This is a genomic window from Microbispora sp. GKU 823, assembly GCF_002027145.1.
GTDB lineage: Bacteria > Actinomycetota > Actinomycetes > Streptosporangiales > Streptosporangiaceae > Microbispora > Microbispora siamensis.
In genome coordinates this window covers 20,331-34,618 of record NZ_MWJN01000097.1, presented here as the reverse complement: position 1 = coordinate 34,618, position 14,288 = coordinate 20,331, and the positions used below count along the sequence as shown (strand labels likewise).

The 14,288-nt window shown below is 70.6% G+C and carries 14 protein-coding genes and 2 pseudogenes; 12 read left to right on the top strand and 4 right to left on the bottom strand.

The annotated features are described in order from the left end of the window. The first annotated feature begins 767 nt into the window (after window positions 1-767). Window positions 768-1,922, top strand: coding sequence for a C40 family peptidase (locus tag B1L11_RS35090; RefSeq protein WP_079319617.1), 1,155 nt, complete (start codon window positions 768-770; stop codon window positions 1,920-1,922). A gap of 1 nt (window position 1,923) precedes the next feature. On the opposite strand, the gene B1L11_RS35085 is transcribed toward B1L11_RS35090, so the two are convergent. After that, entirely contained in the window at window positions 1,924-2,427 is a 504-nt protein-coding gene (locus tag B1L11_RS35085; protein ID WP_079319616.1) for an inorganic diphosphatase, read from the bottom strand. An 86-nt stretch (window positions 2,428-2,513) separates the two neighbouring features. Between B1L11_RS35085 and dacB the strand changes: the two genes are divergently transcribed. The 4 genes and pseudogenes from dacB (at window position 2,514) to hpt (ending at window position 6,657) form a co-directional block, all read left to right on the top strand. Beyond that, a complete protein-coding gene (dacB, locus tag B1L11_RS35080; RefSeq protein WP_256863155.1) occupies window positions 2,514-3,899 on the top strand; it encodes a D-alanyl-D-alanine carboxypeptidase/D-alanyl-D-alanine-endopeptidase in 1,386 nt (461 codons plus the stop codon). 56 nt (window positions 3,900-3,955) lie between these two features. Then, window positions 3,956-5,005 carry a zinc-dependent metalloprotease gene (locus B1L11_RS35075; RefSeq protein WP_179155468.1) on the top strand — a complete coding sequence of 350 codons (1,050 nt, stop codon included), beginning with the start codon at window positions 3,956-3,958 and terminating at the stop codon, window positions 5,003-5,005. Between the two features lie 72 nt (window positions 5,006-5,077). After that, a pseudogene (gene tilS, locus B1L11_RS35070) lies at window positions 5,078-6,087 on the top strand (tRNA lysidine(34) synthetase TilS). A gap of 12 nt (window positions 6,088-6,099) precedes the next feature. Then, entirely contained in the window at window positions 6,100-6,657 is a 558-nt protein-coding gene (gene hpt, locus B1L11_RS35065; protein WP_239109159.1) for a hypoxanthine phosphoribosyltransferase, read from the top strand. A 13-nt stretch (window positions 6,658-6,670) separates the two neighbouring features. On the opposite strand, the gene B1L11_RS52725 is transcribed toward hpt, so the two are convergent. Continuing rightward, window positions 6,671-6,934, bottom strand: coding sequence for a transposase (locus B1L11_RS52725; protein ID WP_256863154.1), 264 nt, complete (start codon window positions 6,932-6,934; stop codon window positions 6,671-6,673). Window positions 6,935-6,965: 31 nt separating this feature from the next. Next, window positions 6,966-7,265, bottom strand: coding sequence for a helix-turn-helix domain-containing protein (locus B1L11_RS52720; protein ID WP_256863153.1), 300 nt, complete (start codon window positions 7,263-7,265; stop codon window positions 6,966-6,968). Between the two features lie 406 nt (window positions 7,266-7,671). Here B1L11_RS52720 and ftsH point away from each other — a divergent pair, with 406 nt between their 5' ends. The 7 genes and pseudogenes from ftsH (at window position 7,672) to B1L11_RS35025 (ending at window position 13,019) form a co-directional block, all read left to right on the top strand. Then, complete coding sequence (gene ftsH / locus B1L11_RS35055; RefSeq protein ID WP_079319615.1) at window positions 7,672-9,681, top strand: ATP-dependent zinc metalloprotease FtsH; 2,010 nt, start codon at window positions 7,672-7,674, stop codon at window positions 9,679-9,681. 2 nt (window positions 9,682-9,683) lie between these two features. Then, window positions 9,684-10,280, top strand: coding sequence for a GTP cyclohydrolase I FolE (folE, locus tag B1L11_RS35050; RefSeq protein ID WP_079319614.1), 597 nt, complete (start codon window positions 9,684-9,686; stop codon window positions 10,278-10,280). A 74-nt stretch (window positions 10,281-10,354) separates the two neighbouring features. Continuing rightward, a complete protein-coding gene (gene folP, locus B1L11_RS35045; RefSeq protein WP_079319613.1) occupies window positions 10,355-11,227 on the top strand; it encodes a dihydropteroate synthase in 873 nt (290 codons plus the stop codon). A 22-nt stretch (window positions 11,228-11,249) separates the two neighbouring features. Next, window positions 11,250-11,674, top strand: a pseudogene (locus B1L11_RS35040) (nuclear transport factor 2 family protein). A gap of 29 nt (window positions 11,675-11,703) precedes the next feature. Next, the gene (gene folB, locus B1L11_RS35035; protein WP_256863157.1) at window positions 11,704-12,054 is read left to right on the top strand and encodes a dihydroneopterin aldolase; all 351 of its coding nucleotides are present in this window, start codon (window positions 11,704-11,706) and stop codon (window positions 12,052-12,054) included. Continuing rightward, window positions 12,051-12,551 carry a 2-amino-4-hydroxy-6-hydroxymethyldihydropteridine diphosphokinase gene (folK, locus tag B1L11_RS35030; protein ID WP_079319611.1) on the top strand — a complete coding sequence of 167 codons (501 nt, stop codon included), beginning with the start codon at window positions 12,051-12,053 and terminating at the stop codon, window positions 12,549-12,551. Before folB ends, folK begins: the two co-directional genes overlap by 4 nt. Window positions 12,552-12,569: 18 nt before the next feature. Beyond that, a complete protein-coding gene (locus B1L11_RS35025) occupies window positions 12,570-13,019 on the top strand; it encodes a DUF3180 domain-containing protein (RefSeq protein ID WP_079319610.1) in 450 nt (149 codons plus the stop codon). A 15-nt stretch (window positions 13,020-13,034) separates the two neighbouring features. Here B1L11_RS35025 and B1L11_RS35020 read toward each other — a convergent pair whose 3' ends face one another. After that, window positions 13,035-14,228 carry an NADH-quinone oxidoreductase subunit D gene (locus B1L11_RS35020; RefSeq protein WP_372974757.1) on the bottom strand — a complete coding sequence of 398 codons (1,194 nt, stop codon included), beginning with the start codon at window positions 14,226-14,228 and terminating at the stop codon, window positions 13,035-13,037. Window positions 14,229-14,288: the final 60 nt, after the last annotated feature.

Genomic DNA, 14,288 nt, shown 5'->3' with positions numbered 1-14,288 from the left:
GGTCTCGTGAAGGGCCTGGGCGCCAAGCTGCTCAACCTCCAGGCGATCGACGCCGCGGAGCAGGCCGCCGATCAGACCCCCAGGTACTGAGCCGGGCTAGGAGCCCAGCCCCGGCGGGTCCGGCTCCGATGGGCCAGGTTCCGGTGGACCCGGTTCCGGTGGGCACTGGCCCGGCCGCCCCGGCTCGGGCTGGCCGCCCCGGGGCGGACCGCCGCCGGCCCACTGGCCGGGCCACCGTCCGCCGTGGCGCGACCACCAGCACCATCCCCGTCCGCATCGGGAATGCCCGCCGACTCCCGCGCCCTCCCCCAGGCCCTCCGGCGATCACGGCGGGCCCTGGGTCGTACCGCCCGGGCGCGGCGGACACGGCGGGAGGCAGGGCGCCGGAGACGGCGGCCCGCCGCGGCACGTCCGGCCCGGTGGCCCCAACGGCCCCGGCGGCCCCGACCGCGACGGCCGCGACGGCTCGCGCCGCGACGGTCCTGGACCCGGCCGCCCCGACCGTCCGGACCGTCCGGACCGAAACGGCCGGGACGGCTCCCTGCCAGGCGTACCCGGGGGAACGCGGGACGGCGGCTCCGAACGCGGGCCGGAGCGCCGTGGCACGTCCGGCGACCCCGCGGCCGGAAGCTCCGGTGGGCCCAGAGGTTCTTTCCCTGCCTAAACGGGACGATCTACCACATAGGTTGATTACTAGACGTAGCTTAGATGTGTACGGAGAGTAGTCGCCGGGAACTGAGGGGAGTGGAGCAGGGAAGGGGAAGGAATTGCCACTCCTCAGAGCATCGGGGCTGGTCGCCGGGCTCGGGTCAAGTCTCGTCCTGACCTTCGGAGCCCCGGCGGGAGCCGATCCGAAGCCGTCCGCCAAGGACGTCGCCAAGGCACGCCAGCAGGTGCAGGAGCGCGTACGGGAACTGGGCAAGGCCGAGGCCGAGCTCGCGGCCGCGCAGGCCCGCCGGGAGGCGCTGAACACCGAGGCCGAGCGACTCGTGGAGGCGTACAACGGGCAACTCGTTCAGCTTGAGCAGGCGCGTTCCGCGTACGAGCAGTCGGCGCGGCGGGTCCGCCAGGCGGCCGGCCAGGTCGCGGAGCTGCGTGGCGAGGTGGCGGCGAGAGTGGCCGAGGGGTACGGCGGGGTGCGGCTGTCACCGTCCGCCGCGGCCATGCTCGGCGGTCTCGGCGACGTGCACGGCTTCCTGCGAAGAGCCAGCGTGCTGACGCAACTCGGCGACGAACAGACCGCCTCGCTGCAACGGCTGAAAGACGCACAACAGGTCTTCGAGATCCTCCGAGAACAGGCGGCCCGTGCCTACTCCGAGCAGTCGCGCAGCGCCGACGAGGTGCGACAGGCGAAGGACGCGGCACAGCGGGCCGTCGAGGAACAGCTCGAACAGACCAAACAGATCGAGCAGGAGAAAGCGGAGATCTCCAAACGGCTGGAGGCCGCCCGCGACCGCGTCGACGAACTGAAACAGGCAAGGAGCAAGGCCCGGCAGGCGGCCCTCCCCGCGCGCCGGAGTCTGGCGGTGCCGGCCTGGACCGGGCGGCTCGGGTCGGGACCCGGCGAGATGGCCGCCCAGTGGGCGCTCAAACAGATCGGCAAGCCGTACGTGTGGGCCGCCGCAGGCCCGTCGGGGTTCGACTGCTCGGGGCTGACGATGCGGGCCTGGCAGCGGGCAGGGGTGTCACTCGATCACTGGACCGGCACGCAGTGGACCTCGGGACGGCACGTCCCGCTCAAGGAACTGCGCACCGGCGACCTCATCTTCTACGGCCGGTTGAGCCGGAATCCCGGCACCATCCATCATGTGGGCATCTACATCGGGCGCGGCATGATGGTCCACGCCCCCCAGACGGGGGACGTGGTGCGCATCTCGCCCATCTGGCGCCACGATCTGGTCGGCGCCACCCGGCCCGGCTGACTCAGTGCTCCTCGTCGTGGTGCTCGGTCTCCTGGAAGCGCTCGATGCTGGCGAGGATCTCGGCCTCGGCCTCAATGCGGCCGACCCAGTTGGCGCCCTCGACCGACTTGCCGGGTTCCAGGTCCTTGTAGACCTCGAAGAAGTGCTGGATCTCCAGCCGGTCGAACTCGGCGACGTGGTGGATGTCGCGGATGTGCTCCATCCGCGGATCGGTCGCCGGAACGCACAGGACCTTGTCGTCGCCGCCCTTCTCGTCGGTCATCCGGAACATCCCGACGGCGCGGCAGCGGATCAGGCAACCGGGGAAAGTCGGCTCCTGGAGCAGGACCAGTGCGTCGAGCGGGTCTCCGTCCTCGCCGAGAGTGTTCTCGATGAACCCGTAGTCGGCGGGGTACTGGGTAGACGTGAAAAGCAGGCGGTCCAGACGTATGCGGCCGGTCTTGTGGTCAACCTCGTACTTGTTCCGTTGTCCCTTGGGGATCTCAACGACAACGTCGAACTCCACTCGTTCCTCCGCATGAGTCCCCGGTCTCCCGGGCTGGCGTTAATGTCTCGTAGGCGTGGTCAAGGTCGGCGCGAAATGAGGGTGTAGTGGTGCGACGTGAGCGGTGGATGGTGGTGGCCACCCTCGCCCTGCTGCAGATCTTCGTCGTCCTCGCGGGCACTTATTTGATCACCCATGACGCCGACAGGACCCCGGCTCCGGTCGCGTCCCCGAAGCCGACCCCGATCCCCCTGGTGACCGCGGGTCCGGTTCTGGCCGCGGCGGGGGACGGGGCTCTCCCCGCCAAGGGTACTTTGACCACCCGGCTCACCGCTGCGATGGGTGACCCCGCCCTCGGCGGCAGCGTGGCCGGGATCGTGCTCGACGCCGTGACGGGAACGCCGATATTCGACGGCCGCTCGGGCACGGCCATCACCCCGGCCTCGACCACCAAGGTCGTCACCGCGCTGACGGTGCTGGCCACGGTGGGGCCGGACGCCCGCCTGGCCACCCGGGTCGTGCGGGGGTCCTCCGCCGGGTCGATCGTCCTGGTCGGCGGCGGCGACCGACCCTGGCCGGCCCGCGGACGAGCGCCGCCGAGCAGGAGGAGATCTACCCGCGGCCCGCGTCGCTCGCCCCGGCTCGCCGCGAGCACGGCCAAGGCGCTCAAGGCGGCGAAGCTCACCTCGGTGGACCTGTCGTACGACGCCTCCCTGTTCGGCGGGCCGCGGACCGCGCCGGGCTGGAAGCCGACGTACATTCCGGAGGGCAGCGTCGCCCCGGTGTCCGCGCTCATGATGGACGAGGGCCGGGCGGCCAACGGCGCCCGCTACCCGGACCCGGCGCAGGCCACCGCCGACGCGTTCGCCATGCTGCTCAGGAAGAACGGCATCAAGGTGGGCAAGGGGGTCGACTCCGCCAAGGCCGCGCCCACCGCGCAGGAACTGGCCCGGGTGGAGTCCGGCCCGATCTACGCGCTCGTGGAGCGGATGCTCACGCACAGTGACAACGACCTCGCCGAGGCGCTCGCCCGTCAGGCCGCCATCAAGGAGGGCCTCCCGCACACCTTCCAGGGCGTGCCCACGGCGGTCGGGCGCGTGCTCACCCGCCTCGGCGTGGCCGGCGGGGTGGAGGTCCACGACGGCAGCGGGCTGTCCACCAAGAACCGGATCACGCCGACGGCCCTCGCCCACATCCTGGCCGTGGCCTCGTCCTCCGCCCATCCGGAGCTGCACTCGCTGATCAGCGGCCTGCCGGTCGCGCATTTCACCGGGACTCTGCACAATCGTTACGGGAAGTCCGATTCCAGGGCCGGCGCCGGATTGGTACGCGCGAAGACGGGCACTCTGAACGGGGTGAACACCCTGGCGGGCATCGCGTACACATCCGAGGGCCGGTTGCTGACCTTCGCGTTCATGGCCGACCAGGTGGCCAACCCGCCGGAGGCGATCGCCGCCCTCGACAAAATGGCCACGATCGTCTCCCAGAGCTAGTGATCCCCTCGCGCCTGCATGCGCGGCGAGAAGTCGGAGAACGTACGGTGGTGGGTATGCAGGTGATCGACTGGGATCTGGCCGTCGCGACCGGGGTGCGCCTCGTGCGGCCCGGCCCTCAGGTGAGCCGCGAGGAGGCCAGGCAGGCGGTCCTCGAACTGCGGCGGCTGTCGCGGGACGCCGAGGGGCACGTGCGGGAGTTCACCCGCATCGACTCGGCGACGCCCGAGGCGGCGACCGTGGTCGACCGTCCCGGGTGGATCCGCGCCAACGTGGACGGCTTCCGCGTGGTGCTCGAGCCGCTGACGCAGAAGATGTCGAACATGCCGGCGGTCGTCGGCGCGGTCGGCTCGCGCATCACCGGCCTCGAGGTCGGCGCCGTGCTGGCCTTCCTCGCCTCCCGGGTGCTCGGGCAGTACGAGCTGTTCCTGCCGCCCGACCCCTCGGGTCACGCTCCGACCGGCCGTCTGACGCTGGTGGCGCCCAACATCGTGCACGCCGAGCGCGAGCTGGGCGTCGATCCCCGTGACTTCCGCCTGTGGGTGTGCCTGCACGAGGAGACCCACCGGGTGCAGTTCACCGGCGTCCCCTGGCTCCGCGAGTACGTCCGCAGCCAGATGACCGAGTTCCTCCTCGCGTCCGAGATGGACCTGGCGACCCTGCTGGAGCGCCTGCGCGCCGCCTCCGACGCCGTGGCCGACGCCTTCAGGGGTGGCGAGGGCAACCTCATCGAGGCCATCCAGACGCCCGAGCAGAAGGCCGTGCTCGACCGCGTGACGGCCGTGATGACGCTGGTGGAGGGGCACGGCGACTACGTCATGGACGCCGTGGGCCCGTCCGTCGTGCCGTCGGTCGCCGAGATCCGCGCCAAGTTCCAGCGCCGCCGCGAGGGCGGCTCGCGCTTCGACCAGCTCGTCCGCCGGCTGCTCGGCATCGAGCTGAAGATGAAGCAGTATGCCGAGGGCTCCCACTTCGTCCGCACGGTCGTGGACGAGGCCGGCATGGAGTCGTTCAACAAGGTCTGGACCTCGCCGGAGACCCTGCCCGACCGCGGGGAGATCGCCGACCCGCACGCCTGGATGTCCCGGGTCCTGGCCTCCGCCTGATTCCCGCCCACCTGCCCGGACCCGTCGGACGCCCGTTTCCCCACACCCGCCCCGGGCGGCCAGAATGGCCGCATGGGCCCGCATCCCGCCGTCGCCGACGTCCGCCGCGCCGTACGGCTGTCGCTCGCGGACCTCACTGCCCCAGGAGGGGCGCGGGGGTCGTCCGGCGCGCTCGTCCTCGTGGCCTGCAGCGGCGGCGCCGACTCGCTGGCGCTGGCGGCGGCCACCGGCTTCGCGGCCCCGCGCCTCGGCCTGCGCGCCGGGCTGCTGACCGTCGATCACGGCCTGCAGGAGGGCTCGGCCGGCCGGGCCCGCGACGTCGTACGGCTCGCGCCCTCGCTCTGTCTCGAGCCGGCCGAGGCGCTGACCGTCACGGTCGGCACGGCCGGAGGCCCGAGGCCGCGGCGCGGGAGGCCCGCTACGCCGCGCTGACCGCCGCGGCCGAGCGGCTGGGCGCCGCCGCGGTCCTGCTCGGCCACACCCGCGACGACCAAGCGGAGACCGTGCTGCTGCGCCTGGCCCGCGGCAGCGGCACGCGGTCGCTTTCCGGCATGGCGGAGGTCTCCGGGATCTACCGGCGCCCCCTGCTGGGACTCGGCCGGGAGCGGACCAGGCAGGCCTGTGACGCCCTCGGCCTGCGGCCCTGGGACGACCCGCACAACGACGATCCCGCGTACACCAGGGTCCGGGTGCGGCGCGACGCCCTCCCGGCGCTGGAGACCGCGCTGGGACCGGGGATCGCCGAGGCGCTGGCCCGTACGGCGCGGCTGTGCAGGGACGACGCCGACGCCCTGGACGAGTGGGCGGACGCCGTCCACGCGAAGTCGCGCGGTCCCGGCGGGGAACTGGACGTGTCCGTGCTGGCGGACGTGCCGGGGGCGGTGCGGCGGAGGGTCATCCAGCGGGCGGCCGTGGAGGCCGGGGCGCACGCCGCCGCGCTCGCGGCGGTGCACATCGAGGCCGTCGAGCGGCTGGTGACCGGCTGGCACGGGCAGAAGGGAGTGGACCTACCCGGGGGGGTAGGGGTGGTCAGGCGCTGTGGCACCCTTGTCTTCGCCGTGGACAACCTCTCGCTCGCGTAAGGAAAACCCCAGGTGGACGCAGCCGACATGGGCAAGGATCTCTCCAGAGTCCTCATCTCGGAGCAGGAGCTACAGGAGAAGATCAGAGAACTGGCGGGCCAGATCGACGCCGACTACGCCGGCAGGGAACTGTTGATCGTCGGCGTGCTCAAGGGAGCGGTCATGGTCATGGCCGACCTCGCCCGCGCGCTGCACGTGCCCGTGCAGATGGACTGGATGGCCGTTTCCTCGTACGGTGCGGGAACCATTTCGTCCGGCGTCGTGCGGGTCCTGAAGGACCTCGACACCGACATCGCCGGCCGGCACGTGCTCGTGGTCGAGGACATCATCGACTCCGGGCTGACCCTCTCGTGGCTGATGAACAACTTGAAGTCGCGCAACCCGGCGTCCGTGGAGATCTGCACTCTGCTGCGCAAGCCGGACGCGGTGAAGGTGGAGTTGGACGTCCGTTACGTCGGTTTTGACATCCCCAACGAGTTCGTCATCGGGTACGGGCTCGATTACGCCGAGCGGTATCGCAACCTGCCGTTCATCGGGACTCTTGCGCCTCATGTGTACGGAGGGGATTGACTTCCTCCCGGCCCTAAAGCTGAAGGACCGGGATTCCCGCCCTCGCGGGTTGGGCTTCCTGCTTCGCCGCCGACCGCCGAAGGGAGGACCCTTGCGGACTCACGTCAGCTCCACAGGCAGACACCGCTCGACCAGCGGCCAGGTCGTGGTCGAGGACCAGCCGGGTGGAGGTGCGGTGCAGGAAGTCGGCGCGGGCGTCCCGCACCTTGGTGTGGGCGCGGGCGACCTTCGCCCTGGCCTTGGCCCGGTTGTTCGACCCACGCTGCTTTCTGGCCATGCGCCGCTGGTACCGGGCCAGATTCTTGGCCTTACGCTCCAGATGGCGCGGGTTGAGGATCTTTCACGAACGCCGTGTGCTGGTGCCGCAACGTCTGCTGCAACGGGACGCTGGAGACCTCGTACAGGAAGTCGTGGCCGCCGTCGCGTTTCAGCTCGGTCAGATACCTGTCGGTCTGCGCGTAGGAGGTCGTCACGCCCTCGACCCGGTAGCGGGCCTGCCGCCAGGCCAGGACCGTGTTCCAGACCAGGCGTACGCAGCCGAACGTGCGGTTCAGCACCGCGGCTTGTTCGGCGGTGGGGTAGACCCGCACCTTATATGCCGTACGCATGTTCGCATTTTACGAGCGCTTTGCCTAACCGGTCAGCGGAAGGAGCAAAGTCGTGAGCGCTTGGCGCTCTGGGCTGTCCCGGCTTCGCCGGGCCAACTTTTACGGGGTCCGGATTCCTCCCGGCCACGCAGGGGAGTAAGCCCTTAGCGAAGTGACCCTCGAATCGTGCGTTATTGGGCGCCAGGTCGGGGAACACGGGGTTGGCTGACGTACGTTGGAAAGGCAAAGCCGGAGCCGCTCGGGCAGTTACCCGCCGCGGCTGCCGGGTGTACCTTCGGATATCCGTGGGAGGCCGCTTGGCCGGCCCGCGGTAGCCAGAAGGAGCGGTAAGGGATGCCGCGACCCCGGGGTTTCCCGGGGCAGGCCTTGGTCAGGAAGGGACGGGCCCGCCGGGGTTCCGCAACGGATGGATCTCAAGCGATTTACACGTGGCCCACTGCTGTGGATCCTGGGCATCGTATTGCTTCTCCTGCTCGTCACCACGATGTTCGGCGGAGACGGCAACTACACCACCGCTGACACCTCGACGGTCGTCCAGCAGATCCAGCAGGGCAATGTCAAGAACGCGGTGGTCGTCGACAAGGACCAGCGTGTCGAACTGACGCTGAACAAGCCGATCGACGCCGGCGGCAAGCAGGGGGTCACCCGCATCCAGGCCCCCTGGGTCGAGGGCCAGGGCGTCCAGCTCACGCAGGCGCTCGACCAGGCCAAGCCCTCCGGGGGCTGGACCGTCGAGGTGCCGAAGGAGAACTTCCTCGTCAGCCTGCTGGTCAGCTTCCTGCCGATCATCATCATCGTCCTGATCTTCCTGTTCATCATGAACCAGATGCAGGGCGGCGGCTCCCGGGTCATGAACTTCGGCAAGTCGCGGGCGAAGCTGATCACCAAGGACACCCCGAAGACGACGTTCGCCGACGTCGCGGGGGCCGACGAGGCCATCGAGGAGCTCCAGGAGATCAAGGAGTTCCTCCAGGCCCCGGCCAAGTTCCAGGCGATCGGCGCCAAGATCCCCAAGGGCGTGCTGCTGTACGGCCCGCCCGGCACCGGCAAGACCCTGCTCGCCCGCGCCGTCGCGGGTGAGGCGGGCGTGCCGTTCTACTCGATCTCCGGTTCCGACTTCGTCGAGATGTTCGTCGGCGTCGGCGCCTCCCGCGTCCGCGACCTGTTCGAGCAGGCCAAGGCGAACGCCCCGGCGATCATCTTCATCGACGAGATCGACGCCGTCGGCCGGCACCGCGGCGCGGGCCTCGGCGGCGGCCACGACGAGCGCGAGCAGACGCTGAACCAGCTCCTCGTCGAGATGGACGGCTTCGACGTCAAGGGCGGCGTGATCCTCATCGCCGCGACCAACCGCCCCGACATCCTCGACCCCGCGCTGCTGCGCCCCGGCCGTTTCGACCGGCAGGTCGTCATCGACCGGCCCGACCTGGAGGGCCGCAAGGGCATCCTGCGCGTCCACGGCCGCGGCAAGCCGTTCGCGCAGGACGTCGACCTCGACGTGATCGCCCGCAGGACCCCCGGCTTCACCGGCGCCGACCTCGCGAACGTGATCAACGAGGCGGCCCTGCTGACCGCCCGCCAGGATCAGAAGCTCATCACGATGTCGACTCTCGAGGAGTCGATCGACCGCGTGATGGCCGGTCCCGAGCGCAAGTCCCGGGTCATGTCGGACCAGGAGAAGAAGATCATCGCCTACCACGAGGGCGGCCACGCCCTGGTGGCCCACGCGCTTCCCAACTCCGATCCGGTCCACAAGATCACGATCCTGTCGCGCGGCCGCGCCCTCGGTTACACGATGACGCTGCCGATGGAGGACAAGTTCCTCGCGACCCGGTCCGAGATGATGGACCAGCTCGCCATGCTGCTCGGCGGCCGCACCGCGGAGGAGCTCGTCTTCCACGAGCCCACCACCGGCGCGTCCAACGACATCGAGAAGGCGACCTCGATCGCCCGCCGCATGGTCACCGAGTACGGCATGAGCGAGCGGCTCGGCGCCCGCAAGTTCGGCAGCGGCAACGGCGAGGTCTTCCTCGGCCGTGAGATGGGCCACGAGCGCGACTACTCCGAGCAGATCGCCTCGGCGATCGACGAGGAGGTCCGCCGCCTCATCGAGAGCGCGCACGACCAGGCGTGGGAGATCCTCGTCCAGTACCGCGACGTGCTCGACAACCTCGTGCTCGAACTGATGGAGAAGGAGACGCTCTCCCGGGAGCAGGTCCTCGAGATCTTCTCGCCCGTCGTGCCCAAGGAGAAGCGTCCCTCCTACGCCGGATACGGCAAGCGCCTGCCGTCCGACCGTCCTCCGGTCATCACGCCGAAGGAGCGCGCGAACGGCAACGGCTCGGCGCTGCCCGCCGGCGGCACCGGCTCCACCCCGTGGGTCAACGACCAGTCGGCGCAGCGGGACGAGGCCTGACCATGGCCGAACCCATGGTGGGGCCGCCCCCTGGCTTCGACCACGACCGGATCGAGAAGGCGGTCCGGGAGATCCTGTTCGCGATCGGGGAGGACCCCGATCGCGACGGGCTCCGGGACACCCCGGCCCGGGTGGCCCGCGCGTTCGCGGAGCAGTTCGCCGGCCTGGGCCAGCGGCCCGAGGACGCGCTGACCACGATGTTCGACGCGGACCACGACGAGATGGTGCTCGTCAAGGACATCGAGGTGATGTCCACCTGCGAGCACCATCTGCTCCCGTTCCACGGCGTGGCCCACATCGGCTACACCCCGAACGACAAGGGACGTATCACCGGCCTGTCCAAGCTGGCCAGGCTGGTGGACGTCTACGCCCGCAGGCCGCAGGTCCAGGAGCGGATGACCTCACAGATCGCGGACGGCCTGATGCAGGTGCTGGAGCCGCGCGGAGTGATCGTGGTTATCGAGGCCGAGCACATGTGCATGACCATGCGCGGCGTGCGCAAGCCCGGCGCCAAGACGATCACGTCGGCCGTCCGGGGTGACTTCCGTTCCAGCGAGGCGACCAGGGCCGAGGCCATGTCGCTGATCCTGCGCGGCTGAGCGCGGGCGACGGCCGATTGGGACGCCGCTCCTGCCCGACAGGCATCGACCCTCGGGGCACTACTCTTGACCCCATGACCGCAGCGAGTGTGCCCGGTATGCCCGAGTTCGGGCGCTGCCTGGTCATGGGCGTGGTCAACGTGACCCCCGACTCCTTCTCGGACGGCGGGCAGTGGTTCGACGCCGACGTCGCGATCGAGCACGGCCTCGCCCTGGTGGCCGAGGGCGCCGACATCGTCGACGTGGGCGGCGAGTCCACCCGTCCGGGCGCGGCGCGGGTCTCCCTGGAGGAGGAACTGCGCCGCGTCGAGCCGGTGATCCGCGCGCTCAGCCAGGAGGGCGTGACGGTCAGCGTCGACACCATGCGCGCAGAGGTGGCCGAGGCGGCCGTCGCGGCCGGGGCCAAGCTCGTCAACGACGTGAGCGGCGGGCTGGCCGACCCGGCGATGCCACGGGTGGTGGCCGCGACCGGCGTGCCGTACGTCGTGATGCACTGGCGCGGGCACAGCCGCGACATGGACAGCCGGGCCATCTACGGCGACGTCGTGACCGAGGTGGCGGAGGAGTTGCGCAAGCGGGTCGACTCCGTGCTTGCCGAGGGCGTGCGGGAGGAGCAGATCGTGCTCGACCCCGGCCTCGGGTTCTCCAAGAACGCCGAGCACAACTGGGCGCTGCTGGCCGGCATCGGCGAGCTGAACCGCCTCGGCCGCCCGTTGCTGATCGGAGCGTCGAGGAAACGCTTCCTCGGCCGCCTGCTGGCGGGGCCGGACGGCGAGCCCCGGCCGTTCGACGGCAGCGACGACGCCACACTGGCCGTCACCGCGCTCGCGGCGCGGGCCGGCGCGTGGTGCGTGCGGGTGCACCGGGTGGCGGCGAACGCCGACGCGGTGCGTGTGGCCGCCGCGTGGAGGGCAGCAGCCGTACGACACGCTGACGAGGGCCGGTGACGACATGCCGACAGGGACGCCCATGAAGGACATCGAGGAGCTCAACCAGGCGTTCTACAACGCCATCGAGAGCGGCGACCTCGACAAGATGTCGGAGATCTGGATCGAGGACGTCCCGGGACGTCCGGCCATGTGCGTCCACCCCGGCTGGCCCATGCTGACCGGCCGGTCGGAGGTGCTGCGCTCGTGGGCGCTCATCATGGCCAACACGCCGTACATCCAGTTCGTGCTGACCGACGTGCAGACGACCGTGCTCGGAGACGTCGCCGTGGTCACCTGCGCGGAGAACATCCTCACGGCCGCCGACACCGACGAGCCGGGCTTCGCGGCCGGGCGGGTCTCGCCTCCAGCACCTACGTGCGGACCGGAACCGGCTGGCGGTTGTGGCTCTACCACGGCTCACCGGTTCTGCAGAGCGACGACGACGAGGAGGATCAGGAGCAGTGACGGCGCGGCCGGCGACCAGTCGTGACAGCGTGCGGTTGACGGGTCTGCGGGCCCGCGGCAGGCACGGCTGCCTGCCCGCCGAGCGCGAGCTGGGCCAGGAGTTCGTGATCGACGTGGCCCTGTGGTTCGACACCGCACCCGCGGCGGCGGCCGACGACCTGACGCTCACCGTGGACTACGGGGCGTTGGCGGCGGAGCTCGTCCGCATCGTGGAGGGCGAGCCGGTCAACCTCATCGAGACCCTCGCCGAGCGGCTGGCGGCGGCCTGCCTGGCCCACGAGCTGGTCGAGGAGGCGGAGGTCAGCGTGCACAAACCGGCGGCGCCCATCCCGCTGCCGTTCGGCGACGTGGTGGTGACGATCAGAAGGGGTCGCGCATGAGGGTCGTGATCGCGCTCGGCAGCAACCTCGGCCGCCGCATCGAGAATCTCCAGGGCGCCGTCGATTCGCTGTTCGACGCCCCCGGGCTCACGTTCGTGGCGGTGTCCCCGGTTTACGAGACCGATCCGGTCGGCGGTCCCGAGCAGGGCGCATACCTCAACGCGGTCGTGATCGCCGAGAGCATGCTCGACCCCCGTACGCTGCTCGACCGCGCGCAGAGCGTCGAGAACGCGTTCGGCCGCGAGCGCAGGGAGCGGTGGGGCCCTCGGACGCTCGACGTGGACCTCATCACGGTCGGGAACCTCATGTCGGACGACCCCGAGCTCACACTCCCGCACCCCCGGGCGCACGAGCGGGCGTTCGTGCTGGTGCCGTGGGCGCAGGCCGATCCCGCTGCGGTGCTGCCCGGGCGCGGGTCGGTGGCGGCCCTGCTGGCCGACATGGACCAGAGCGGGGTGCGGCTGCGGCCCGACCTCGTGATCGAACCCCCGGCCTGATCGACGAGGAGTCCCCGCGTGAAGCCCAGCAATCCCGGCGTGCTCGTCGGTCTCGTGGTCGTGTTCGCCCTGCTCACCTGGGGGCTGCTGCGGCAGTTCTACTCCATGGTGCCGACCCTGCCGTGGACCGCGATCCCCACCACGCTGCTGCTGGCCGTCGGCGAGGCGTACACGGGCTGGCTGACCCGGGCGAGGATCCTGCGCCGCCCGAACACCAAGCCGGTCGAGCCGCTGGCCGTCGCCCGCCTGGCGGCGCTGGCCAAGGCCACGGCGTACGTCGGGGCGGCGTTCGGCGGCATCTTCGCCGGGTTCGTGGTGCGCGTGCTCGACCTGCTCGACCTGGACAAGCCCCGCCAGGACGCGTTCGTCGGCGGCGGGTCGTTCGTGGCCTGCGTGATCCTGATCTGCGCGGCGCTGTTCCTCGAACACTGCTGCCGGGTGCCCGGCAAGCCTTCCGGGGAGACCTGACCGCGACGACTCGATCTACTTGTCGATGTCGCCGACCACGAAGAACATCGAGCCCAGGATCGCGATCATGTCGGCGACCAGGTTGCCCGGCAGCATCTCCCGCAGCACCTGGATGTTGTTGTAGGAGGCGCTGCGCAGCTTGAGCCGCCACGGCGTCTTCTCGCCCCGCGACACGAGGTAGTAGCCGTTGAGGCCGAGCGGGTTCTCCGTCCAGGCGTACGTGTGGCCCTCGGGCGCCTTCAGCACCTTCGGCAGCCGCTGGTTGATCGGTCCCGGCGGCAGATGCCGCAGGCGCTCGACGCAGGCGTCGGCCAGGTCGAGGGAGACCTTGACCTGTTCGAGTAGCACCTGGAACCGGGCGTGGCAGTCCCCGGCCGACCGGGTCACGACCTTCACCGGCAGCTCGCCGTACGCGAGGTAGGGCTCGTCGCGCCGCAGGTCGAAGTCGACGCCCGAGGCCCGCGCGATGGGGCCGCTCACGCCGTACTGCATGATCGTCTCGCGGTCGAGCACGCCGACGCCGCGGGTGCGGGCCAGGAAGATCTCGTTGCCGGCGATCAGCTCCTCGATGTCGGGCAGCCGCCGCCGCACGGCCGCGACGGCGGCGGTGACGCGGTCGAGCCAGCCCATGGGCAGCTCCTCCTTCAGCCCGCCCACCCGGTTGAACATGTAGTGCATGCGGCCGCCGGAGATCTCCTCCATGACGTGCTGCAGGGTCTCCCGCTCGCGGAAGGCGTAGAAGACCGGCGTGATCGCGCCGAGTTCCAGGGGATAGCTGCCGAGGAACATCAGGTGGCTGAGCACCCGGTTGAGCTCGGCCAGCAGCGTCCTCGCCCACACCGCCCTGGGCGGGGGCTGCATGCCCAGCATGCGCTCGACCGCGAGCACGACGCCCAGCTCGTTGGCGAACGCCGACAGCCAGTCGTGCCGGTTGGCGAGTACGATGATCTGCCGGTAGTCGCGCACCTCGAACAGCTTCTCCGCGCCGCGGTGCATGTAGCCGACGATCGGCTCGGCGGCCGTGATGCGCTCGCCGTCGAGGACGAGCCGCAGCCGCAGCACGCCGTGGGTGGACGGATGCTGCGGGCCGATGTTGAGGATCATGTCCTCGGTGGCCAGCTCCCTCGCCTGCACGGCGTCGGCACCCGCGCCGATCCCCACGATGCGTTCCCGGCGCGCGCCCTCCTGCTCGGTCGTCATGCCGTCCATGCTTTCACGCTCGCCATGGAGGAGCGAAGACGGCGAAGGCATCAGACGAACTCGACCACC

What these genes read in the sequence shown, in the direction of transcription:
- B1L11_RS35075 (WP_179155468.1), top strand. Translation starts at nt 3,956, where the DNA reads ATGCAGGTGATCGACTGGGATCTGGCCGTCGCGACCGGGGTGCGCCTC.
- ftsH (WP_079319615.1), top strand. Translation starts at nt 7,672, where the DNA reads ATGGATCTCAAGCGATTTACACGTGGCCCACTGCTGTGGATCCTGGGC.
- folP (WP_079319613.1), top strand. Translation starts at nt 10,355, where the DNA reads ATGACCGCAGCGAGTGTGCCCGGTATGCCCGAGTTCGGGCGCTGCCTG.
- folE (WP_079319614.1), top strand. Translation starts at nt 9,684, where the DNA reads ATGGCCGAACCCATGGTGGGGCCGCCCCCTGGCTTCGACCACGACCGG.
- B1L11_RS35020 (WP_372974757.1), bottom strand. Translation starts at nt 14,228, where the DNA reads ATGGACGGCATGACGACCGAGCAGGAGGGCGCGCGCCGGGAACGCATC.
- B1L11_RS52725 (WP_256863154.1), bottom strand. Translation starts at nt 6,934, where the DNA reads ATGGCCAGAAAGCAGCGTGGGTCGAACAACCGGGCCAAGGCCAGGGCG.
- B1L11_RS52720 (WP_256863153.1), bottom strand. Translation starts at nt 7,265, where the DNA reads ATGCGTACGGCATATAAGGTGCGGGTCTACCCCACCGCCGAACAAGCC.
- folK (WP_079319611.1), top strand. Translation starts at nt 12,051, where the DNA reads ATGAGGGTCGTGATCGCGCTCGGCAGCAACCTCGGCCGCCGCATCGAG.